This is a genomic window from Bacteroides sp. AR20 (assembly GCF_964250605.1).
GTDB classification, from domain to species: Bacteria; Bacteroidota; Bacteroidia; order Bacteroidales; family Bacteroidaceae; genus Bacteroides; species Bacteroides uniformis.
Genome location: NZ_CAXUGK010000001.1, coordinates 293,862 through 316,559, shown reverse-complemented (window position 1 = coordinate 316,559; position 22,698 = coordinate 293,862). Strand labels below are relative to the sequence as shown.

The following is a 22,698-nucleotide window of genomic DNA, read 5'->3' as shown; positions in this document are numbered from 1 at the left end:
TTATCCACTAATCATTAAACATTAACAAAGTGAATATAGGAGATAAAGCACCCGAAGTATTGGGTATCAACGAAAAAGGTGTAGAAATCCGCTTGAGCGACTATAAGGGAAAGAAGATTGTACTTTACTTCTACCCCAAAGACATGACATCCGGCTGCACGGCACAAGCCTGCAACCTGCGGGATAATTATGCCGACCTGCGCAAAGCCGGTTATGAAGTCATCGGCGTCAGTGTGGACAGCGAAAAGTCACACCAGAAATTTATTGAGAAAAACAATCTGCCTTTTACCCTGATTGCAGACACCGACAAGAAGCTGGTAGAACAATTCGGAGTATGGGGCGAAAAAAGCATGTATGGCCGCAAATATATGGGAACGTTCCGCACAACTTTCATCATTAATGAAGAAGGTATTGTAGAGCGTATCATCACTCCGAAAGAAGTGAAGACCAAAGACCATGCGGCACAAATTTTATAATCATTAAACATTAACAACGTGGCAAAAAAAGACGAACTGAATTTTGAAAATGGCAGCAATCTGGCATCGGGCGAAAAACTGAAAGCCTTGCAGGCTGCCATGGACAAGATAGAAAAGAGCTTTGGTAAAGGCTCTATCATGAAAATGGGCGACGAAAGCGTCGAACAAGTAGAAGTTATTCCCACAGGTTCCATCGGCCTCAATGTGGCTCTTGGTGTGGGAGGATATCCCCGCGGACGTATCATCGAGATTTACGGCCCGGAATCTTCCGGTAAGACAACCCTTGCCATTCATGCCATCGCTGAAGCGCAAAAGGCAGGAGGCATTGCCGCATTCATTGATGCAGAACATGCTTTCGACCGCTTCTATGCAGCAAAACTGGGTGTGGATGTGGACAATCTGCTGATATCACAGCCGGACAATGGCGAACAAGCACTGGAAATCGCAGAGCAACTGATCCGTTCCTCCGCTATTGACATCATTGTAGTGGACTCTGTGGCTGCATTGACCCCGAAAGCTGAAATTGAAGGCGATATGGGTGACAACAAAGTAGGTCTGCAAGCCCGGCTCATGTCACAAGCCTTGCGTAAACTGACGGCAGCTGTCAGCAAAACACGCACCACTTGTATCTTCATCAACCAGTTGCGCGAAAAAATCGGTGTCATGTTCGGCAATCCCGAAACAACTACCGGCGGTAATGCACTGAAGTTCTATGCCTCCGTACGTCTTGACATCCGTGGAAGCCAAGCCATCAAGAACGGCGATGAAGTAATCGGCAAGCAGACCAAAGTGAAAGTTGTGAAGAACAAGGTAGCTCCTCCTTTCCGTAGAGCGGAATTCGACATCATGTTCGGTGAAGGCATCTCCCGTGCAGGCGAAATCATTGACTTGGGTGCAGAGCTTGGCATCATCAAGAAAAGCGGCTCATGGTTCAGCTATAACGAGACGAAAATTGCCCAGGGACGCGACGCCGCCAAGCAGGTCATCCTTGACAATCCGGAACTGGCAGAAGAGCTGGAAGGGCTTATCTTTGCAGAATTGAGAAAAGACAAATAACAAAAAAACTTGCCAATAGAAAAACAAAACATTCTATTGGCAAGTTTCCCTAAAAGGTTACCGCTTCCTATTCCATCTTTTCCAAACGTTCTTCCAAAGCCTCCATACTTTTTTCAAAACGTTTCCATGTATCGGTATCCATTTGTTCTTTCAGATACTTGTTGTCTTTCAGCTTGGCTACATTTTCCAGCCCTTTCAATGCCAGTTCTTGCGAATGCTTCAATTCTCCAAGCCAATCGCGGTTCTTCAGCTTCTCTATCTCAGCCCAGTTTATATCCGGAAGCTGTATATTCACATTGTTACCATTCCAGCTGGTATTCTGATACATCATGATATTCTGTATATCCTTCAAAGTCATATCACCTTCCAAATAAACAAATTTCAGAGTAGCTGCACCATCTACAATCATAATCAGCTCCTTCACCTTTTCCCCTTTACGGCTCATGTAGAATTCAGAACTGGAGACTGTTCCCTTCTGCTTCATCAGCAATTCATATCTGGAAGACTGCACCAAAGAACGAAGATCCTTACGCATTTCTTTCTTTACATTATTATCCATTGTAGAAAGTACCTGCACAGAGTTCAACTGTCCGGACACTTTCCCAATATAAACATCTTTAGTAAACAAGTTGGGATTCGTTTCTATCATTGCCTTGGATATGTAGACGGACGACACGCCTTTCATATCTCCATACTTGTTGAATAGGTTCTTCTGTGCCTGGCAAAGCAAAGGCAACATCAGCAGTACACCTGCCAAAATCATTTTCATTGTTTTCATATCAGATTATTGTTGAATTTCTTTTCTTACTTCCTGGTTCACCTTCGTTACGTCTATCCGCGTTTCCTCTATCTGTTCAATTCCCTTGTTCAGATTCGCAGACACCTCGATTAAAGTGGCCTGCAATGCCTTATAAGCAGCTTCCGGATCAGAGAAAGTGTCCTGAGGTGTAGGAGGACGCATATCCTCTCCCATGTTCGTAATGCCATAACCTACACCTACAAGAACCAGAATGGTGGCAGCAATACCTCCTATCCAGCGCCAATTACGTTTGGCCTTGTTCCGGTGGAAAAAACGTTGTTCCTCTTCAGCCTTTTCATCAATCATCCGGCTCAGTTTATCCTCCAATCCGGCGGGAACATTATCCACCACTTCCCCGGGAAAAAAGCTGAGAAAGAGTTTCTTGTCCTTCTGCAAGTGCTCGGGCACTTCTTCGGTTCTGAAAGCTTCCTTCAACAACTCTTCTTCCTGCTCGTTGGTATTCCCTTCATAAAATTCGGCGAGCAGCCTTTCAATTTCCTCGACTTTCATAGTTACTCCATTTATTAAATTCCTCACGTATCTTTTTTCTTGCCCGGGACAACAGTACACGGACATTGGTAGCATTCAATCCCGTGACCTGCTCTATCTCTTCATAAGAACATCCCTTGACATCACGCAACGTTACTATTTTCTGCTGTTGCACCGGCAGATGGGCAATGATGTGCCTTACCTGCTGCGCTTCATCCCTCACTTCAAAGTTATCTGCTTGAGACATATTATGCACTTCGGCCAACTCCACACTCTGTCTGCTCAAAGTATACTTTCCCGAACGAAGCAAATCAAAGCACATATTTTTCACCAGAGTAACGCTGAATGCTTCCGGATTACTGATAATGGCCAGTCCTTCCCGCTTGTCCCACAACTTCAGATAAGCTTCCTGCACCAAATCTTCAGCATCGGCAGCATTCTCCAATAGTCTATAAGCTATGCAGTACAACTTGCGATGATATGGCAGAAACTCTTTTTTAAAACTTTCAGCGTCCATGGGCTATTTATCAATAGTAGATTCCTGTTTATACCCTTCAGACGTAGGAGGAAAGGATTTTGTTACACGGCCAGGAAGAAAAAATGGAAAAAAAATGAAAACACCAATAGCACCAGCCCAAGAGTGCGTTTATTTCAAGACATCAGCAATCCGCTTTTTAAGATTCAATTTTGCAATGTCTTCAGGCTTCAGCTCAAGCTCCACCAACACCTTCGCTGTGGAGAGTCTGTATTCCTGCTCTAACGTATCATAATTTATCTGTTCCTTATGAATGGAATACAACAAAGCAAAATCGTAGTTCAAGGCACGTGAGACATTATACAACGTATCCGTATCAATACTTTTTCTCGTAAGCATATAGTCTACACTTTGAGGCTTAACTTTCAGTCTTCGTGCAAGTTCCGCCTTGGTAACCTGCTGTTCAAGCATCACGTTCTTGATTATCTCTCCGATGTATATATTACTTTTTTCCATTTATATGAAGGTACAAATTAATCATTCATATTATAAGGAACACCAATACCAATTTGTCTGTATGTATCGTTCTTTTTATTCATAATTCGTTTGTTTTATCAAATATTTTATGATACTTTTGCAACATATTCATATAAACAAACAAATAATATCTGCTATCATGAATTTACTGACATGTATTCTCATAGCCATCCCTATCGGCATTATTTTTATTATGCTATGGATATACAATGACTACCGGAAATATAAGAAGAAAAATAAGCTGGCCATTTTGCTGTTTCTCCTATTTCCAACCACTTTATCTGCACAATACGTTGATGCGGGATGCCAAGTATCCTTTAAATGGCTGGAGAACCAAAAAGGGAAATTAGAGTATACAAAAGATGGGGTTACTTATAAGTTTATTCCAAACGACTCCCAATGGGAAATTATAATTCGCAACAACTCTTCAGAAGATATCCGAATAAACTGGGAAAATATGCAATTCATTGTGGACGGAAGAACCTCAGAAGTCAAATACCCCATACTGGCAGAAGCGGAAACTCCCTTTGCAATTATAAAAAGTCAAGCAGAAACAAGCCAAAAGATTGGCGTGACAACTTATACGGCAAATAAAGCAAACTCTCGAATATACAACAAGAAAGAGATTAGGAAAGGGAGGAATTCCTCCATTACCATTATTCTTCCCATATCTATCGGTAAGCACCCTCAATTCTTCACCTCTTTCGACTTTATCATCAAAAAAGTGAACTAACTATGACTTCTCAAGATATAAAAAAACAGCTGAAAGAACCACATTTCTGGAACATTGTATTAACTGGTCAGCACGCCGAACCGAGGACAAAAGCAATGCTGGAAGCAAAAGGTATCATAACTTGGCTTCCACTTGCTCCGGTCCGGCGTCAATGGGGAAGGATATTAAAAGAAATACACACCCCGGTTATCCCGAGATGTGTATTCGTCTATATATCCAATGAGGAAAGAAATACGTTGCAAAAATCCTACCGACTTCTTCAACCGGAAGTTATACTTCAAGAACTGCCAGACCGATGCAATCAGAACAAGTAGATATATGCCAACGTGCTCACACTAATCACTATCCACAACAAGGTGCCTTGTATCAAGGGCTTGATGCCTACTGCCTTCAGTACATCACGTGACAGAGAGGCACCGATAAAGAACAGAGTGATAGTCAGCGTCTTGCGGGCCAAAGAATTGATTCCCTCCCCAATCATGGCACCCGTTTCGGTAGTCCCCAGCACATAAGTATTGAAAATCATAGCCAGCACAAAGAAGAAGATGAACCAGGGAATACTGATTTTCTGTCCCTTACTCTTAAAGATGAACGAAGTTACCAGAGCCAAAGGAATAATCCATAAGGCACGTGTCAGCTTTATAGTCGTTGCCACCTTCAGGGCCTCCTCGCCATATGCGGCACCTGCCCCCACTACCGAACTCGTATCATGTATGGCAATGGCCGCCCATGTGCCGAACTCATGCTGGCTCATGTTCAAAGCGTGGCCTATCACCGGGAAAACAAACAATGCAATGGCATTCAATATAAAGATGGTGCCCAATGCCACAGACATCTCGCTATCCTTTGCCTTCAACACCGGCCCCACACCCGCAATGGCACTGCCTCCGCAGATAGCCGTACCGGAACTGATAAGATAGGAAGTGTCACGGTCCACTTTCAGGAACTTACGCCCTATGAGACAGCCTATGAGCAATGTCCCCACTACAGAAATAATCGTGAACTCCATTCCCTCCTTGCCCGAAGCCAGGGAAGCCTGCAGATTCATTCCAAATCCTAACCCTACAACAGAGTATTGCAATAGATACTTTGAAGTCTTCTTATTGAACTTCGGATGTGCCTGCCCACACAGCAATGCAAAGGCCAACCCCAAGAACAACGCCAACGGTGGAGTGACCCACGCCGAATAGGCATGCATACCGGGCACATAATCCAGCAGTAGAAAGAAGGAGAGGACAACCAGAAGAGATACATAAATAAATTTATTATTACTTTGAAGAAAAGGCATATTAATGCTTTTAGCCAAAACTCGATTTGAAGCCATACTGTTTATTTTACTATTATTACTAATGTTTATTCCTTAATTTTCCGGGTGCAAAGGTAGTTCTATTTTAGTACACCCGCCAATCGTTTCTACTTATAGACTATAACTTATTGTTATCGGGACATAAACATATAGTTCATAAAGGCTTGTGACAATCCTACTTCCTGCCCTTGCAACTGGACAAAGCAGAAGTCGCGAAGCATGGGCATATCCTTTATCTCGACCACGCGGAAAGTGCCTGCAGCCAGTTCCTTGCAGATGGAACGGATAGACACGATTCCCATGCAATCGGAGTTTTCAAGAAAGAGCTTGATGCTTTCGGTACTACCCAGGTACATCAGTACATGGAGTGAGGCAAGCTTGACGCCGTGCTTCTGGAGCGAGCGTTCTATCACGTCCAGCGTACCCGAACCGCGCTCACGGAGCACTAAAGGAATAGCGGGCAAATCCTGGGGAGTAATCTCTTCGGGCAACTGCAAACGGCTTTTGGAATGGACTACCGCTACCAGTTCATCCTCAAGAAAAGTAGTGTACTTCAGATTAGGAAGGCGGAAAACCCCTTCCACCAATCCCAAGTCAATGCGGTGTTCCTGCAAAGCGGCTTCTATTTCCCGGGAGTTTCCATTGAGCAAGGACAAGCTGACCTGCGGAAACTTGCCGATAAAACTGCCCAGCAACGGAGGAAGCACATACTGCGCAATGGTAGTGCTGGCTCCCAACTTGAGTTCGCCAATATATTCGTTATGCAACAAGTGCATTTCATATTCCAGCCGTTTATAGTCCTCCAATATCCGTTCGCAATGCTCCAAAAGCAGCCGGCCTGACTCGGTCAAACTGATTTTACTTCCCTGCCGGTCGAAAAGCCTCGTCTGATAAGTGGCCTCCAGCTCCTGGATATGCTTGGTTATAGCCGGCTGACTTACAAACAACTCTTGCGAAGCCTTTGTAAAACTCAAGTTCTTGGCAACAGACTGAAACACTTTTAAACGGAAATCACTCATATACTTCTTATATCTTATAACTCGTCAGACTTGATGCCGAAAGCATGCGCCAAAGAATAAAACACCGGCTCCAGGCGGCAATACACCGGGCTCAGAGGTTCCTCCGTAATGAAGTACACAGCTTTGCCCCGTTCTTCCTCATTCTTGTCTTTGAAGAAACCCGCCAGCTTCTCCTCCACTCCATTACCATATACCTGATGGAAAGGCAACAGCATCAAACACTTCACATCTGCAGAATCAAGTGCCAGGTTCATCAGGTCAAGAAACAACTCTTCGGTAGAGACTAAACCGGAAGAGGTGACGGAAGAAAATGCAAATTCGCCCAGCGGCGTACGGCATGCCTGGTGATTCAGTTTATTCACATCGGATGGTTCACAACACTTCAGCACGTCCGCTGCCGGAGTATGCACCAGCAACACTTCCACCTCATTTTCTTGTTCTCTCAAGCCGGCGTCCAATGCCAGATAGCTCAACCATGCCGGCAGGTCAACATCGGGTAGCTTCCGTCCCAACTTACCTTCCAAAAAGTTCTTTGCACCATATACCACTTCATTCAGAAATGCAACATCTATCAATATCACATTTGCCGGAAACTTTATCTTATCCTCCATTATCTTCTATCTTAATACGTAATTATACATAATGCTCCTCTGCAAGCGGAACTCCGAAAACCTACCACACAGAAAGCACAAAACTTTGAAGCAGTAAAAGTACGACAAATTTATCAATAACTTGTATCATCCCAAGCAATTAATCTATATCTCCGAAGCGGAAAGAGAATATCCTTCCCCCGCAACACGGAAACCTTGGAGCTGGAACACGAAGACTTAGCTACTAAAACATATAGGCCCTCACTACATAAGATGTGCATCTCGTACTACATGAGATGTACACCTCGTACTACATGAGATGCACATCTCATGCATGACATCCTTATTTGCCCTTCTCTTTAACCAATAGAGTTTAATACGAAAAGGAACTTTGCTCCAACTTCTTATCTAAAGAAGTAGAAAGAAACAAAACGACTGATTTACAGACAATTTGTCATTTTACATATTTTATATGCAGACAATTTGTCCGAAATGTGCCAATGGCAAATCTTTTGCGCCTTCCCAAGTGTTATGAAACTGATAAAATAGAAAGGAGAACAAAATATGAACTTTAACAACTTTACCATTAAAGCGCAAGAAGCGGTGCAGGAGGCTGTGAACCTGGTACAAAGCCGTGGACAGCAAGCCATCGAGCCCGTGCATGTGCTTCAAAGCGTGATGAAAGTGGGTGAAAATGTCACCAACTTCATCTTCCAGAAGCTGGGCATGAACGGTCAGCAGATAGCACTTGTACTGGACAAGCAAATTGATTCTCTGCCCAAGGTATCCGGCGGAGAGCCATACCTGAGCCGTGAAACGAACGAAGTGTTCCAGAAGGCCACCCAATATTCCAAGGAAATGGGTGATGAATTCGTCTCCCTGGAACCGGTACTGCTGGCTTTGCTGAATGTGAAAAGCACTGCATCCACCATTCTGAAAGATGCCGGGATGACGGAACGCGAACTGCGGGAAGCCATCAACGAACTGCGAAAAGGAGAAAAAGTAACTTCACAATCCAGCGAAGACACTTACCAGTCATTGGAAAAGTATGCCATCAATCTGAACGAAGCAGCCCGCAGCGGCAAACTGGATCCCGTCATCGGCCGTGACGAAGAGATACGGCGTGTCCTGCAGATTCTGAGTCGGCGTACCAAGAACAACCCGATTCTTATCGGTGAACCGGGTACCGGTAAAACAGCTATCGTAGAGGGACTTGCCCACCGTATCTTGCGTGGAGACGTCCCCGAGAACTTGAAGAACAAACAAGTCTACTCCCTGGATATGGGTGCACTGGTGGCTGGCGCCAAGTACAAAGGCGAATTTGAAGAACGTCTGAAGGCCGTTATCAACGAAGTGAAGAAGTCGGAAGGAGACATTATCCTCTTCATTGATGAAATCCATACCTTGGTGGGTGCCGGCAAGGGCGAAGGTGCCATGGATGCCGCCAACATCTTGAAACCCGCCTTGGCACGCGGTGAACTGAGGAGCATCGGGGCCACTACCCTCGATGAATATCAGAAGTATTTCGAAAAGGACAAAGCGTTGGAGCGCCGCTTCCAGATTGTCATGGTGAACGAACCGGACACGCTGAGCACCATCTCCATTCTGCGTGGTCTGAAGGAACGTTATGAGAACCATCACCACGTACGGATTAAGGACGATGCCATCATCGCCGCCGTAGAGTTGAGCAACCGTTACATCACCGACCGTTTCTTGCCGGACAAGGCTATCGACCTGATGGACGAAGCCGCCGCCAAGCTGCGTATGGAGGTCGATTCCGTACCGGAAGAGCTGGACGAGATTTCGCGTAAGATAAAGCAGCTGGAGATTGAACGTGAAGCCATCAAGCGCGAAAACGACAAGCCCAAACTGGAACAAATCGGCAAAGAACTTGCCGAGCTGAAGGAGCAGGAAAACTCGTACAAGGCGAAATGGCAAAGTGAAAAGACCCTTGTCAACAAAATCCAGCAGAATAAGGTGGAAATAGAGAACCTGAAGTTCGAGGCCGACAAGGCTGAACGGGAAGGCGACTATGGCCGGGTGGCCGAAATACGCTACGGCAAACTGCAAGCGCTGAACCAGGAGATTGAAGAAACGCAGCAAAAACTGCACGAGATGCAGGGCGACAAGGCCATGATTAAAGAGGAAGTGGACGCTGAAGACATCGCCGACGTAGTATCCCGCTGGACCGGCATACCGGTAAGCAAGATGCTGCAAAGCGAAAAGGACAAACTGTTGCATCTGGAGGCGGAACTGCACCAGCGGGTTATCGGGCAGGACGAAGCCATCGAGGCCGTATCCGATGCCGTACGACGCAGCCGTGCCGGACTGCAAGACCCGAAACGTCCTATCGGCTCATTCCTTTTCCTGGGAACCACCGGTGTAGGTAAGACGGAATTGGCAAAGGCGCTGGCGGAGTTCCTCTTTGACGACGAGACAATGATGACCCGTATCGACATGAGCGAGTATCAGGAGAAACACAGCGTTTCCCGTCTGGTTGGAGCGCCTCCGGGATATGTGGGCTACGATGAAGGTGGACAACTGACAGAAGCCGTAAGGCGGAAACCGTATTCTGTCGTCCTATTCGACGAAATCGAGAAAGCGCATCCGGACGTATTCAACATCTTGCTGCAAGTGCTGGATGACGGACGTCTGACGGACAACAAAGGGCGTACGGTCAACTTCAAAAATACGATTATCATCATGACCTCCAACATGGGCAGCGGCTATATCCAAAGCCAGATGGAGAAGCTCAACAGTAGCAATAAGGAGCAAATCGTAGAGGAAACCAAAAAGGAAGTGATGAATATGCTGAAAAAGACCATCCGCCCGGAATTCCTGAACCGTATCGACGAAACCATCATGTTCCTGCCACTGACAGAGCCCGAAATCAAGCAAATTGTGGTGCTCCAAATCAAGAGTGTGCAGAAGATGCTTTCCGGTAACGGTGTGGAACTGGTTCTGACAAATGCTGCCATAGACTTCCTTGCCAATGCAGGGTATGACCCTGAATTCGGCGCCCGTCCGGTGAAACGTGCCATCCAGCACTATTTGCTGAACGACTTGTCGAAGAAGCTGCTGGCTCAGGAAGTAGACCGCAGCAAGCCTATTACAGTGGATGCCAGTACCACTGACGACGGACTGGTTTTCAGAAATTAAAAGCAATCCGTATCCCCCCAATAAAAGAGGCGATTCCCAATAGTCGGGAATCGCCTCTTTTATTTTGTATTTCAATCCTTCTCCGGTTACTCGGCCTTGCTTTCCTCCTTCGTTTCTCCCGCAGGAGTTTCTTCAAAATCCGTCATACCGCTTGCCACCAGCAAATTATACCAAACAATCAATTTCTTGATGTCGGACGGATATACGCGGTCGCGATCGAAAGTAGGCAATACCTCTGCCAGGTAAGCACGCAAATCGTCGGCAGTAGCTTTCTTCAAATCCATCACTACGGCAGCACCATTTTCCTTTTTCTTCATGGAAAGAAACACTTCCTTCAAAGGAACATCTTCCGTATCTGTATACATGGCGATATCGCCCAAAGAAATAATCTTCTCATTACCATAGGCAGGGAAACGCTTCTTGTCTGCAAGCGACTCTACAATCAACATATTTTTTCCCTGGGAAACAAGCTTATATAATCCCGGTTTACCGGAAATGGACAAAATAGTCTTCAACATAATATATTCTGTTTTGATGATTAGTAGTTATTTTTTCGGGGGGCAAAGATAATGTAAGCCGAAGACAATACAAAATAAGCTTGCTTATTTTTATTGTTAAGGAGATGCCTATTTTTTAAAGATAGTACATTTTTTCAGATAGCGAACCGATTAGTTCTAAAACCTGGGGTATTAATGGAGTTTCGTCGTCATTTACAATGACAAAATCTGCATATTTACGCTTTTCTTCGTCATTCATCTGGCTACGAATACGCTTTTCTATCAATTCGCGCGAGGAAGCATCCCGCCGGACGGCACGTAAAATGCGCACCTCTTCGGGCGCATAGACCATAACAATAGCATCCACTTCACCCGCAAACCCCGCTTCGACCAGAATGGCCGATTCTATACCGACAATGGGAAAAGCGGTGCGGCATTGTGTCCACCGCCTGAAATCCTCCTTTACACGAGGATGCACAATACAGTTGATTTCTTTGGCATGCTCCGGACTGCCGAAAAGATAAGACGCCAACAAAGGCTTGTTCAGCGTGCCACCGGCATACACTTCCGCACCAAGCAAAGCTGACAATTCCTCGCGGATCAATGAATCGGATACCATCAGCCTTTTCGTTTCCAAGTCCGAGATATAGACGGGAACACCCAGCACTTCCAACAGCCGGGATACCATACTCTTTCCGCTACCGATACCACCGGTTATACCTATCTTAATCGCCATAATCAGGAGAAACTTGCTCTATCAGAAAATCCACTTGTGCCGGATTGAAGCGTACCTGGCTCACCCCTTTCGGCAGATTCTTAATCTTTACCGTATACTTGTCGGAACCCAGACGGAGCAGTTCCTCATAGGACACGTAAATATGAAAATCATCAGCGTTAATCTGCCTGAAATGACTCAGACCAACCTGAAACGTGACCTGCACCTTGGAAGGGAAAGCGCGCAGCACCTTGTCGGCAGGAAAGTTAACGCCACGCAACGGCACCTCCACTGTCTTTTCCGTATAAATATCCACCGGAAGCATCATCTCAATGGAAGAAGGCACAAACTTCACACCTTTCTGGATACGCAGGGGGACTTGCTGCCTCAAGGTATCCGATATATCTTCCAGCTTCACCGGTTGCGTATAGGCAACAGCAATCGTATCCAGCACGCCTTGCGGCGCATACACCAATACGGAATCGGGACTGAATATCGTATCCGAAAGATAATACTCACGTCCGGCACTCAGCGTGCCGCGCAGCTTCACCGGCACCAGTTTGGAGGCTCCCGTCGAATAGATGTACTCCAATGTATCCGGCTTCATGGAAAGCAGGCGGGTAGAGGCATTCAGCTGGTTCAGCACTTTCTTTTCAAACTGCGAGGGATATATCCTTACTTGATTATCCACGCCCTTATAATCGGCATAATCGAGAATAACGGGATAAAAGCTCTTTCCCAACATATAGTTGAGCAGTACCGTTCCCTTATCCTTTACCTTGATACGGAGTTCTGAAGCAGGTTCAGAGGTAATCACCACATTATTGGGCACTCCCTTCAGCCGCACCGGTATAGAAAAGTCCGCCTCATAGTCGTTGTTCAAGGTCTGCAAGAGCCAGAAGCCACCGGCTACAAAGAAAAAAAACAAAAAAATGAAGAACTCCCTGCTTTTATCGCTAAGCAGAAAGTCCTTCACTTCTCTTGATATCTTCAGATATGTACGTTGTATGTTCCTACGTTCAAACATAGGCTCACATTTCTATTATTTAGATGCCTGACTGCTGTTCGCATCAGCAGCTGCAGCAAAAATAGAATTCTTGTCTATACGAATCTTAACGTTAGAAGCGATTTCAAGCACCACATCATTGTCGTTGATTTCCTTGATAACACCATGGATACCACCAGCTGTGATTACTTTCTGATTCACTTGAAGCGATTTACGGAAGTTTGCTATTTCCTTTTGCTTCTTGTTTTGAGGACGAATCATAAAGAAATACATAATAACGAACATGGCTATCAGCATAATCCACATCATGCTACCACCACCGGCAGGGCCTGCAGCGGGAGCCTGCAGGAAGAATACAGTCATTAAGTTCATAAATACTCAGTTTTGGTTTCTATTATTAAACAAAGGTATTAGTTTTTCGTTAACTTACCTTCTTTTTTTAATTGATTAACTATTCCATCCAATGTACCGTTCACGAAGCTGCCACTTTTGGCCGTGCTGTAAACTTTGGCAATATCGACATATTCGTTCAACGAAACACTCACCGGAATGTTCGGGAAACTTAATATTTCGGCCAAAGCACACTGCATGATTACAACATCCATAAAGGCCACACGGTCCAAGTCCCAATTACGCGTATTCTCGCTGATGAGGTGACGGTAATAGTCACAGTTCAAGATGGCACGGCGGAACAAACGGCGTGCAAATTCCTGGTCTTCCTCATCCTTGAACTCTGGTAGAAGTTCCTGATTGGCACCATTCTTCTCTTCAAAGCGCTTGATGGTTTTCAGTACGAAAGTATCCACAATCTCCTTGTCGTCATTCCAGTAGAGGCTCTGGTCTTCGAGCACATTGTCCAAGGCTTCGTTGTTGAAGACAAAAGTCTTATACAGCTTTCTCCACAATTCACGGTCGTATTCGTAAGAATTGTCCGAAGAAGCCATATATTCCTTATATATATCTGATTCCACGATTTTCTCATACAATCCCTTGACAAAGTCTTCATCATTGGCCCACGTGCGCTTTTGGTTGGCAATGAATTCCGTCAATTGTTTGTTCACTTCCAACTGGGCTATGAACTTGTTTTCCACAAATTTCATGTTGGGATACAGCTCCTCGGCAGTGGGAGCCAGCTTAGCTTTTGCCGCATCAATACGTTTTTGTGCGTAGTTCGTCAAAGCTATCATCAGCATCAGCAGGTAGTTGTAGAGGTCGTATGCCTTTGAAAGGCTAAAGAACAATTCTTTCTCCGCTGAGTCTAAATTTTTACTGCCATTCTGATAATAAGCATATACAATCTGTATAATCTTAAGACGAATAAGAACTCTGTTGATCATAATTCTAAAGTAAATACTAGTGTTTTAACAAGGCGCAAAAGTAGGCATTTTTAATGAGTTTACATAAATAAATCACATTTTTTAATGCAGATATTGATTATCCGGTCTTTTTCTTTTGACAGTTTAAAAAAAATCGTCAATTTTGAGCCCGATAAAGAGCTAAAAGCTACGAGATACAAGTTTTAAGGTGATAATATCAAAATTGAGACCTATTATAATATGGAAGACTTTAAGAAGAAAAACGCAGCGGACATGAACGACAAGGAGATTGTATTCTCCCAATCCATCAAAGCAGGTAAGCGCATCTACTATTTAGACGTCAAGAAAAACAGAAAAGACGAAATGTTTCTCGCCATCACGGAAAGCAAGAAGATTGTGATGGGCGAAGGAGACGACTCGCAGGTAAGTTTCGAAAAGCACAAAATCTTTCTATACAAAGAGGATTTTGAAAAGTTCATGAACGGACTCCAGCAAGCCATCGGCTTCATCCAGGAGCAGCAGGGTTGCTATACAAGACATACCGCTGACGAAGAGGCTGAAAGTCCCGAAACGGGAAAAGAAGAACTGTCGAAAGAGGAAAAAGCGTCTTCATTGGAAGGAGAAATCAAGATAGACATTGAATTTTAAGTTATAACCTTTTGATAATTCAAAAAGAAGCTGTACTTTTGCACCGCTTTTTTGCAACATCGTGTGGCAAGCCACATCGTGTGATGGTGAATTAAGCAAAAAATTTACTTAATTTAGAGTAACACAAAATTTTTTAAAATGAAATCAATTGAAGTAAAAGGAACTGCAAGAACTATTGCAGAACGTTCTTCGGAACAAGCAAGAGCTTTGAAAGCTATTCGTAAAAACAACGGTGTACCTTGCGTACTTTATGGTGCAGGTGAAAATGTTCACTTCACTGTACCTGCAGAGGGTCTGCGTAACTTGGTTTACACTCCGCACATCTACGTAGTTGACTTGGTGATTGATGGCAAGAAAGTAAACGCTATCATGAAAGATATCCAATTCCACCCCGTAAAGGATACTATCCTGCACGTTGACTTCTATCAAATCGACGAGGCTAAGCCTATCGTTATGGAAGTTCCGGTACAGATGGAAGGTTTGGCAGAAGGTGTTAAGGCTGGTGGTAAGCTGGTACTCCAGATGCGTAAGCTGAAAGTAAGAGCTTTGTATAACGTAATTCCTGAAAGACTGATTATCAACGTTGCCCACTTGGGACTTGGTAAGACTGTTAAAGTTGGCGAATTGCAATACGAAGGATTGGAATTGCTGAATGCCAAAGAAGCTGTTGTATGCGCCGTTAAGCTGACTCGTGCTGCAAGAGGTGCCGCTGCTGCTGCAGGCAACTAATCGATTCTTTCCAAGAAAGACTAAATATTCGGGAACGCGGATTAACGCAGCCAACGCAGATTTCATACTGATTTCCGCGGAAAGTTGCGATAATCCGCGTTCTTTTTACGGCTCACGAGAGTGTATAATTCACCACAGATTACACAGATTAACACAGAATGAATTTAATGTACCGATAATCAAAGATGTCTATCTGTGCAAATCTGTGTAATCTGTGGTGAATACTAATTTTAACACCCTCATAAACAGGAAGCACAGACTATGAAATATTTAATTGTAGGATTGGGCAATATCGGCCCCGAATATCACGAAACCCGCCATAACATCGGATTCATGGCAGTAGATGCTCTGGCAAAAGCAGCGGGTGCCACTTTTACCGACGGACGTTATGGCTTCACCACAACGCTGTCAGTCAAGGGACGCCAACTGTTACTGCTGAAGCCTTCCACCTTTATGAATCTCAGCGGCAACGCCGTGCGCTACTGGATGCAAAAAGAAAACATTCCATTGGAGAATGTGTTGGTAGTGGTAGATGACCTGGCACTGCCTTTCGGCACACTGCGCCTGAAAGGTAAAGGAAGCGATGCGGGACATAACGGCCTTAAGCATATTGCAGCAACACTGGGCACTCAGAATTATGCACGCCTGCGTTTCGGCATCGGCAATGATTTTCCCCGTGGTGGACAGATTGACTATGTGCTGGGACATTTTACCGATGAAGATTGGAAAACAATGGGCGAGAGATTGGAAACAGCCGGAGAAATCATCAAAAGTTTCTGTCTGGCGGGAATAGATATCACCATGAATCAATATAACAAGAAATGAACGAAGCCAGAATTGACAAATGGATGTGGGCCGTACGCATCTTCAAGACACGTACCATAGCCGCCGAAGCCTGCAAAAAAGGACGCATCAGCATCAATGGCGCACTGGCAAAGGCTGCCCGTACGGTGAAACCGGGAGACGTCATCCAGGTGCGCAAGCCCCCCGTCACCTATTCCTTCAAAGTTCTGCAGCCCATCGAAAAGCGTGTCGGCGCAAAGTTAGTGGCCGAAATGATGGAGAATGTAACGACTCCGGAACAGTATGAACTGCTGGAGATGAGCCGTGTCAGCGGTTTCGTCAACCGTGCCAAAGGTACCGGACGGCCAACGAAAAAAGACCGCCGGAGTCTGGAAGAATTTACAGAACCGGAATTTCTGGATGATTTCGACTTTGAATTCGATTTTGAGGAAGAGTAAAATAAGGGAAAGATTATGAGCGAGAGAATAATTAAATGGGGATTCATCGGTTGCGGAGAAGTGACCAAATACAAAAGCGGACCGGCATTCCAGAAAATAGAGAACTCCGAAGTAGTGGCCGTCATGAGCCGAAATGGCGACAAGGCCAAGACCTACGCCAAGGAAAGAGGGATTCCTAAATGGTACGACGATGCCCAGGAGCTGATTGACGACGAAGAGGTGAACGCCGTGTACATTGCCACTCCTCCTTCTTCACATGCTACGTACGCCATCATGTCCATGAAGGCAGGTAAACCGGTCTACATAGAGAAGCCGATGGCCGTTACCTACGAAGAGTGCTGCCGCATCAACCGCATTTCCAAAGAAACGGGTGTTCCATGTTTTGTTGCGTATTACCGCCGCTATCTGCCCTACTTCCTGAAGGTAAAGTCACTGGTAGAGGAGGGACATATTGGCAATGTCATCAACATTCAAATCCGCTTCGCCCAGCCTCCCCGCGACCTCGACCATAACAAGGAAAACCTACCGTGGCGCGTGCAACCGGACATTGCCGGCGGAGGATACTTCTATGACCTTGCGCCCCACCAGATAGACTTGCTGCAGGAAATCTTCGGATGTATCCTCGAAGCCAGCGGCTACAAGAGCAACCGTGGCAGACTATATCCTGCCGAAGACACTCTAAGCGCATGTTTCCAGTTTGACAGCGGACTAGTAGGCAGCGGCTCCTGGTGTTTTGTCGCCCACGAATCCGCCCGCGAAGACCGTATAGAAATCATTGGAGACAAAGGCATGATTTGTTTCTCCGTATTCACCTATGACCCCATTGCGCTGCACACAGAAAGAGGGCGTGAGGAAATCATTGTCGAAAATCCCACCTACGTCCAGCAACCGCTTATACAGGCAGTAGTAGACCACCTGCTGGGCAAGTCAGTCTGCGGCTGTGACGGTGAAAGCGCCACTCTGACTAACTGGGTAATGGACAAAATACTGAACAAACTCTGATTAGCGTTCATGGGGTAGACCTTACCCCATGTCGAAACCTTCACATTTCCGGCCGACCAGCTTGTACACATCGGCACTCTCGCCTACAATCCATACCACATCTCCCTCCACAAAAGGTTCATGCGGGTCGGGAGCATGCAAGGTCTCCCCTCCCCGCTCCACACCGGCAATCAGGCAGTGATATTTCTCGCGTATCCCTGCTTCTTTCAGGGTCTTGTTCAGGAAAGGGGACTGCCCGTCCACACAGAACTGGCGTAGAATCATCTCACTCTTCTCTATCACATCCGCATTCATGGCAGACACCTTATCCATCTCCTGGCCGAAGATGTTCAATTCCTCATCCGTGGCAATTACTTGTATCTTGTCCTGCGGGAAAAGGCGGACAGACGCTCCGGGAATATTAATCCGTTTCTTGCCCCGAAGGATAGAGACCACATGGATACCGTATTTCTTTCCAAAATTCAGCTCCGCCAATGTCCTGCCCACCCATGCCGACTCGCCGGGGATTTCAAAATCCGTCAGGTGCAGGTCGCGCGACAGCAGACGTCCCGCATACTCCGGTTTCTTCTCTCCCATATACTCGGCACGCATGTCGCGGTACCGCAGATTCTGGAAGAATGTCCTCTCTATCATGATGGACTGCTTCTTCAACTGGCGGGAGAGTATCATCAGGGTCACCAGCAGCACCGCCACTCCAAACACCAGACCGACGGACATCTTGAACAAACCGGCTATAACGAACATGACAAACGAAACACCCAGCAGCAGACGCAGTACAATGGTAGCCACCAACGGTGCCCGGTTTCCACGGTTATCTTTCCATAAAGTCACGAACTCCTCCGAATGATTCTTTTTAATCATGATAGCACGCAGAAACGGAGCTATACACAGAATGATGATAAAGGCAGCCAACAAAGAGCCCCATACCCCGGGCAGACTGTCGTGCACGAAAGGCACCAGAAAACGGAACGCCAAAGCTATCACCGCCACGCAAATGATGGAATACACCACCGTAATCCTGACTAGTGCAAATATCAGTTTCTTCCACAGACTTTCATGGTTCATCGTCTGCGAACCTGAAGCATAACGGGTCAAGAACTTTCTCCATTTTTCCGGCAAATGCGTATCCACAAGATTGGAAGCGGGGTCTGCCAAACGAATCATATAAGGAGTGAGGAAAGTGGTGATGACAGACACCGCCACCACAATAGGATATAAGAAATGGCTGGTGACATGCAGCGACACGCCCAGCGAAGCTATGATAAAGGCAAACTCACCGATTTGCGTCAAGCTGAAACCGCACTGCATGGCTGTCTTTAGCGGTTGCCCCGCCAGCAGCACACCCAGCGTCCCGAAAAGGGATTGCCCGAGGATAACCGCTAAAGTAATCACGACAATAGGTCCCGCATACTCCACAATCATGGCTGGGTCTACCATCATGCCGACCGATACGAAGAAGATGGCGCCAAACAAGTCCTTGACCGGCTTCACCAGCCGTTCTATGCTCTCTGCCTCTACCGTTTCGGCAAGAATGGAACCCATGATGAAGGCACCGAAAGCAGCCGAGAACCCCGTATGTGCAGCCATCACCACCATGCCGAAACAGAGTCCGAGAGAGACTATCAGCAAGGTTTCCTCGCTCATCAGCTTCCGGCACCGCTTCAGCAATCCGGGGATGAGGTAAATACCCACCACGAACCAAAGTATCAGGAAGAACAGCAGTTTGGCAATGCTCCCCAGCATCTCCGTACCCTCGAAGTTATGGCTGACTGCCATCGTGGAGAGCATCACCATCAATACGATGGCAAGAATATCCTCCAGGATAAGCACACTGAGCACCAGCCCCGTGAACTGTTTCTTGCGCATCCCCAAATCATCAAACGCCTTATAGATAATGGTAGTGGACGACATGGCAATCATACCGCCCAGGAAGATACAGTCCATCCGTTGCCAGCCGAACCCGGTACCTACCGCCACTCCCAACAATATCATACAAAAGATGATGGTACACGCAGCAATAATCGCCGCGCCTCCCACCTTCACAATCTTCTTGAAGCTGAATTCCAATCCCAGTGCAAACAGCAGGAAGATAACGCCTATATCCGCCCAGGTCTGTATATTAGCCGTGTCCATCACCGACGGTGTATAGGCCATGTGAGGGCTGGCAAGGAATCCTGCAACTACATATCCTAACACCAGCGGTTGCTTCAATTTCTTAAAAAGCAGGGTCATAATCCCTGCACAAATCAATATCAGAGCTAAATCAGCTATCAAAGGGGCTAAATGTGACATAACACTACTTATCTATTAATCAGAGATATACAACTGCAAAACTCTGCAATACATCTGCAGTAGCTCTGCAATACATCTGCAGTGGCTCTGCAAAAGCCTTGCAGCGTCACTGCAACTGCTTTGCAGCAACACTGCAAAAGGTATGCAGTAACTTTGCAGCAGTTGTCTGTACGATTCTACAACACTCCTTTCGAGCTTGGCAGTTCAAAGTGATAAATATCCCTTTTCACCGCCATCTTCAGCGCACGTGCCAGCGCCTTGAAGATGCCTTCTATCTTATGATGTTCGTTCTGCCCTTCGGCTTTTACATTAAGATTCATCCGGGCGGCATCACTCAAGGACTTGAAGAAGTGCAGGAACATTTCCGTAGGCATGTCGCCTATCTTCTCGCGCTTGAACCCGGCATCCCATACCAACCACGGGCGACCGCCGAAGTCGAGGCACACCTGGCAGAGACAATCGTCCATAGGAAGGGCATAGCCGTAGCGTTCGATGCCGCGCTTGCTTCCTAAGGCCTGATAAAGGCAGTCGCCCAGAGCAAGAGCGGTATCCTCGATGGTGTGGTGCTCGTCCACTTCGAGGTCGCCTTTCACACGGATGGTGAGGTCCATGCCGCCGTGCTTGCCTATCTGCTCCAGCATGTGGTCGAAGAAGCCCAGTCCGGTCGCGATGTCACAATGCCCGTTACCATCCAGATTCAAGGATACGTATATATCTGTCTCCTTGGTAGTACGACGTACTTCCGCCGTACGCTCACCGGCAAAGAGGAATTCGGCAACCTTATCCCAATCCCTGGTGGCGAGGGCGCAGTAATCTTCAAGTCCGTCACAAGCGGCACCGCCACCTTCGGAAACGGGTTTCAATAATGCCGTGTCATCTTGCAGAAGAATGGCACGGCAGCCCAGATTCTTTGCCAGTTCCACATCCGTAGGCCGGTCGCCAATGACGAAACTGTGGGACAAATCGTAGTCCGGGTTATCGAGGTATTTGGCAAGCATTCCGGTACGCGGCTTGCGGGTCGGTGCATTGTCGTCGGGCATGCTACGGTCTATGCAGATGTCGTCGAAGGTGATGCCTTCGCCTTCCAATGTCTTCATCATCAGGTTGTGTGCCGGCCAGAAGGTCTCTTCCGGAAAGGAGGCGGTGCCGAGACCGTCCTGATTGGTCACCATTACAAAATCAAAATCCAGCTTGCTGCGGATGAAGCCAAGATTGCGCATCACTTTCGGATAGAACTCCAGCTTCTCCAGGGAGTCCAGCTGATAATCAATGGGCGGCTCAATGACTAAAGTCCCGTCACGGTCTATAAAAAGCAGTTTCTTCATTTTAAAGGATATTTTTTTTGAGGGAATAAAGGGAGTTATCGGGAGTTAGAAGGAGGTAGAAGGAGTTAGAGGAGTTAGAGGCCAGTAGTTCTGCTTGCATAAGCATTACTTGTATAGAACAGCAGTATCGGCCTTTAACTCCCTTTTAATCCCTTTACCCCCCTTTTACTCCCTTTAACTCCTTCTACATATATTCCTTCAGCGCTTCAATCAATTTTTCATTCTCTCCTCTCGTTCCCACCGTCACCCGCAGGCAATTTCCGCAGAGTGACACGGAGTTACGGTTGCGGACAATGATACCCTTGCCTACCAGATAATTGTAAATCTTCACGGCATCCGTCACACGGGCCAGGAAGAAATTGGCATGGGAAGGGAACATCTTCACCGTACATGGCAGTGCGGCGAACTCGGCTTCCAGATTCTCCCGTTCTTCTTTCAAGGTCTTCACCCAACGTTCTATTTCATAATAGCGGTGAAGCATTTCCACTGCCTGCTTCTGTGTCAGCTGGTTCACGTTATAGGGATATTTTATCTTACTGAGGATGCCGATAATCTCCGGTGAGGCAAATGCCATGCCCAGACGGATGGCAGCACATCCCCATGCTTTGGAGAAGGTTTGCAGTACAATGAGATTCGGATACCGATTCAAATTTTCGAGGAAGGAAGGTGCTTCGGAGAAGTCATTGTATGCCTCATCCAGTATCACCAACCCATCAAACTGGCGAATCAGCGTTTCAATCTCGCTACGGAGCAGGTCATTGCCGGTAGGATTGTTGGGAGAGCAGATAAAAATCAGTTTGGTATGCTCATCCGCAGCAGCCAAAAGCTTGTCGGCAGAGAACTGGAAATCCTCATCGAGCAGCACCTTGCGGTACTCCACATCATTAACGTCGGCACAGACTTGATACATGCCGTAGGTAGGGTCGATAGCCACTACATTGTCCACACGGGGTTCACAAAAAGCACGGAACACCAAATCGATAGCTTCGTCACTGCCATTCCCTAAGAAGATGGAATCGGGACTCACCTTTTTAATTTTAGACAATTCTGTCTTTAACTCCCGCTGCATGGGGTCGGGATAACGGTTGTGCGGCATGTTATAAGGATTCTCGTTTGCATCGAGAAAAACGGATGCCGCAGCACCATTATATTCATCACGTGCTGAAGAATAAGGCTTCAGACGCCAGATATTCGGACGGGTAAGTTCTTGTAATGTTTTCACCATGTTATTTATGATTTGACAATTTACGATTAAAATTACTTTAAGCCATCAGCTCTCAATTTTCAA

General features: G+C 46.3%; 24 protein-coding genes. 9 read left to right on the top strand and 15 right to left on the bottom strand.

Going from position 1 to position 22,698, the window contains the following annotated elements; translation table 11 throughout:
• Positions 1-29: 29 nt before the first annotated feature.
• Positions 30-476, top strand: a complete 447-nt coding sequence (gene bcp / locus ACESTD_RS01290; protein WP_005831763.1) for a thioredoxin-dependent thiol peroxidase — start codon at positions 30-32, stop codon at positions 474-476.
• Positions 477-494: 18 nt separating this feature from the next.
• A complete protein-coding gene (gene recA / locus ACESTD_RS01285) occupies positions 495-1,532 on the top strand; it encodes a recombinase RecA (RefSeq protein WP_005831765.1) in 1,038 nt (345 codons plus the stop codon).
• A gap of 67 nt (positions 1,533-1,599) precedes the next feature.
• Here the strand turns inward: recA and ACESTD_RS01280 are convergent, their stop codons facing one another.
• From ACESTD_RS01280 to ACESTD_RS01265, 4 genes are all read right to left on the bottom strand, one after another.
• Positions 1,600-2,310, bottom strand: a complete 711-nt coding sequence (locus ACESTD_RS01280) for a DUF4252 domain-containing protein (RefSeq protein ID WP_005832692.1) — start codon at positions 2,308-2,310, stop codon at positions 1,600-1,602.
• A gap of 6 nt (positions 2,311-2,316) precedes the next feature.
• On the bottom strand, positions 2,317-2,841 hold the full coding sequence (locus tag ACESTD_RS01275; RefSeq protein ID WP_005832693.1) for a hypothetical protein: 525 nt from the start codon (positions 2,839-2,841) through the stop codon (positions 2,317-2,319).
• Positions 2,822-3,337 (bottom strand): RNA polymerase sigma factor, encoded by a 516-nt coding sequence (locus ACESTD_RS01270; RefSeq protein WP_022401984.1) that lies wholly within the window; start codon positions 3,335-3,337, stop codon positions 2,822-2,824. The genes ACESTD_RS01275 and ACESTD_RS01270 overlap by 20 nt, the downstream gene beginning before the upstream one ends.
• A gap of 129 nt (positions 3,338-3,466) precedes the next feature.
• On the bottom strand, positions 3,467-3,811 hold the full coding sequence (locus ACESTD_RS01265; protein WP_005831772.1) for a helix-turn-helix domain-containing protein: 345 nt from the start codon (positions 3,809-3,811) through the stop codon (positions 3,467-3,469).
• Between the two features lie 160 nt (positions 3,812-3,971).
• Between ACESTD_RS01265 and ACESTD_RS01260 the strand changes: the two genes are divergently transcribed.
• Complete coding sequence (locus ACESTD_RS01260) at positions 3,972-4,565, top strand: hypothetical protein (protein WP_009038128.1); 594 nt, start codon at positions 3,972-3,974, stop codon at positions 4,563-4,565.
• A 301-nt stretch (positions 4,566-4,866) separates the two neighbouring features.
• Here the strand turns inward: ACESTD_RS01260 and ACESTD_RS01255 are convergent, their stop codons facing one another.
• The 3 genes from ACESTD_RS01255 to ACESTD_RS01245 form a co-directional block, all read right to left on the bottom strand.
• Positions 4,867-5,889 carry a YeiH family protein gene (locus ACESTD_RS01255; RefSeq protein ID WP_373158600.1) on the bottom strand — a complete coding sequence of 341 codons (1,023 nt, stop codon included), beginning with the start codon at positions 5,887-5,889 and terminating at the stop codon, positions 4,867-4,869.
• 113 nt (positions 5,890-6,002) lie between these two features.
• The gene (locus tag ACESTD_RS01250; RefSeq protein WP_061411723.1) at positions 6,003-6,890 is read right to left on the bottom strand and encodes a LysR family transcriptional regulator; all 888 of its coding nucleotides are present in this window, start codon (positions 6,888-6,890) and stop codon (positions 6,003-6,005) included.
• A gap of 14 nt (positions 6,891-6,904) precedes the next feature.
• Positions 6,905-7,501, bottom strand: coding sequence for a DUF6621 family protein (locus ACESTD_RS01245; RefSeq protein ID WP_025836268.1), 597 nt, complete (start codon positions 7,499-7,501; stop codon positions 6,905-6,907).
• A gap of 543 nt (positions 7,502-8,044) precedes the next feature.
• Here ACESTD_RS01245 and clpB point away from each other — a divergent pair.
• Complete coding sequence (clpB, locus tag ACESTD_RS01240; RefSeq protein WP_009038124.1) at positions 8,045-10,639, top strand: ATP-dependent chaperone ClpB; 2,595 nt, start codon at positions 8,045-8,047, stop codon at positions 10,637-10,639.
• A gap of 86 nt (positions 10,640-10,725) precedes the next feature.
• On the opposite strand, the gene ACESTD_RS01235 is transcribed toward clpB, so the two are convergent.
• The 5 genes from ACESTD_RS01235 to nusB form a co-directional block, all read right to left on the bottom strand.
• Positions 10,726-11,157 carry a DUF5606 domain-containing protein gene (locus ACESTD_RS01235; RefSeq protein ID WP_009038123.1) on the bottom strand — a complete coding sequence of 144 codons (432 nt, stop codon included), beginning with the start codon at positions 11,155-11,157 and terminating at the stop codon, positions 10,726-10,728.
• A 115-nt stretch (positions 11,158-11,272) separates the two neighbouring features.
• Complete coding sequence (coaE, locus tag ACESTD_RS01230) at positions 11,273-11,872, bottom strand: dephospho-CoA kinase (RefSeq protein WP_022401982.1); 600 nt, start codon at positions 11,870-11,872, stop codon at positions 11,273-11,275.
• On the bottom strand, positions 11,862-12,878 hold the full coding sequence (locus ACESTD_RS01225; RefSeq protein WP_005831792.1) for a YbbR-like domain-containing protein: 1,017 nt from the start codon (positions 12,876-12,878) through the stop codon (positions 11,862-11,864). The genes coaE and ACESTD_RS01225 overlap by 11 nt, the downstream gene beginning before the upstream one ends.
• Before the next feature lie 15 nt (positions 12,879-12,893).
• Entirely contained in the window at positions 12,894-13,229 is a 336-nt protein-coding gene (yajC, locus tag ACESTD_RS01220) for a preprotein translocase subunit YajC (RefSeq protein ID WP_005831794.1), read from the bottom strand.
• 38 nt (positions 13,230-13,267) lie between these two features.
• A complete protein-coding gene (gene nusB / locus ACESTD_RS01215) occupies positions 13,268-14,194 on the bottom strand; it encodes a transcription antitermination factor NusB (RefSeq protein WP_005831796.1) in 927 nt (308 codons plus the stop codon).
• Between the two features lie 219 nt (positions 14,195-14,413).
• Between nusB and ACESTD_RS01210 the strand changes: the two genes are divergently transcribed.
• From ACESTD_RS01210 to ACESTD_RS01190, 5 genes are all read left to right on the top strand, one after another.
• Positions 14,414-14,821 (top strand): PUR family DNA/RNA-binding protein, encoded by a 408-nt coding sequence (locus ACESTD_RS01210; protein ID WP_034522710.1) that lies wholly within the window; start codon positions 14,414-14,416, stop codon positions 14,819-14,821.
• A gap of 138 nt (positions 14,822-14,959) precedes the next feature.
• Positions 14,960-15,550 (top strand): 50S ribosomal protein L25/general stress protein Ctc, encoded by a 591-nt coding sequence (locus ACESTD_RS01205; protein WP_005831799.1) that lies wholly within the window; start codon positions 14,960-14,962, stop codon positions 15,548-15,550.
• A 261-nt stretch (positions 15,551-15,811) separates the two neighbouring features.
• Complete coding sequence (gene pth, locus ACESTD_RS01200) at positions 15,812-16,375, top strand: aminoacyl-tRNA hydrolase (RefSeq protein ID WP_022401979.1); 564 nt, start codon at positions 15,812-15,814, stop codon at positions 16,373-16,375.
• Entirely contained in the window at positions 16,372-16,791 is a 420-nt protein-coding gene (locus tag ACESTD_RS01195) for an RNA-binding S4 domain-containing protein (protein WP_005831803.1), read from the top strand. Before pth ends, ACESTD_RS01195 begins: the two co-directional genes overlap by 4 nt.
• A 15-nt stretch (positions 16,792-16,806) precedes the next feature.
• The gene (locus tag ACESTD_RS01190) at positions 16,807-17,793 is read left to right on the top strand and encodes a Gfo/Idh/MocA family protein (protein WP_035448963.1); all 987 of its coding nucleotides are present in this window, start codon (positions 16,807-16,809) and stop codon (positions 17,791-17,793) included.
• A gap of 21 nt (positions 17,794-17,814) precedes the next feature.
• Here ACESTD_RS01190 and ACESTD_RS01185 read toward each other — a convergent pair whose 3' ends face one another.
• From ACESTD_RS01185 to hisC, 3 genes are all read right to left on the bottom strand, one after another.
• Complete coding sequence (locus ACESTD_RS01185; RefSeq protein ID WP_044467622.1) at positions 17,815-20,085, bottom strand: cation:proton antiporter; 2,271 nt, start codon at positions 20,083-20,085, stop codon at positions 17,815-17,817.
• 176 nt (positions 20,086-20,261) lie between these two features.
• The gene (gene hisB / locus ACESTD_RS01180; protein WP_005831809.1) at positions 20,262-21,410 is read right to left on the bottom strand and encodes a bifunctional histidinol-phosphatase/imidazoleglycerol-phosphate dehydratase HisB; all 1,149 of its coding nucleotides are present in this window, start codon (positions 21,408-21,410) and stop codon (positions 20,262-20,264) included.
• A 184-nt stretch (positions 21,411-21,594) separates the two neighbouring features.
• A complete protein-coding gene (gene hisC / locus ACESTD_RS01175) occupies positions 21,595-22,635 on the bottom strand; it encodes a histidinol-phosphate transaminase (RefSeq protein ID WP_008665401.1) in 1,041 nt (346 codons plus the stop codon).
• Positions 22,636-22,698 lie beyond the last annotated feature (63 nt).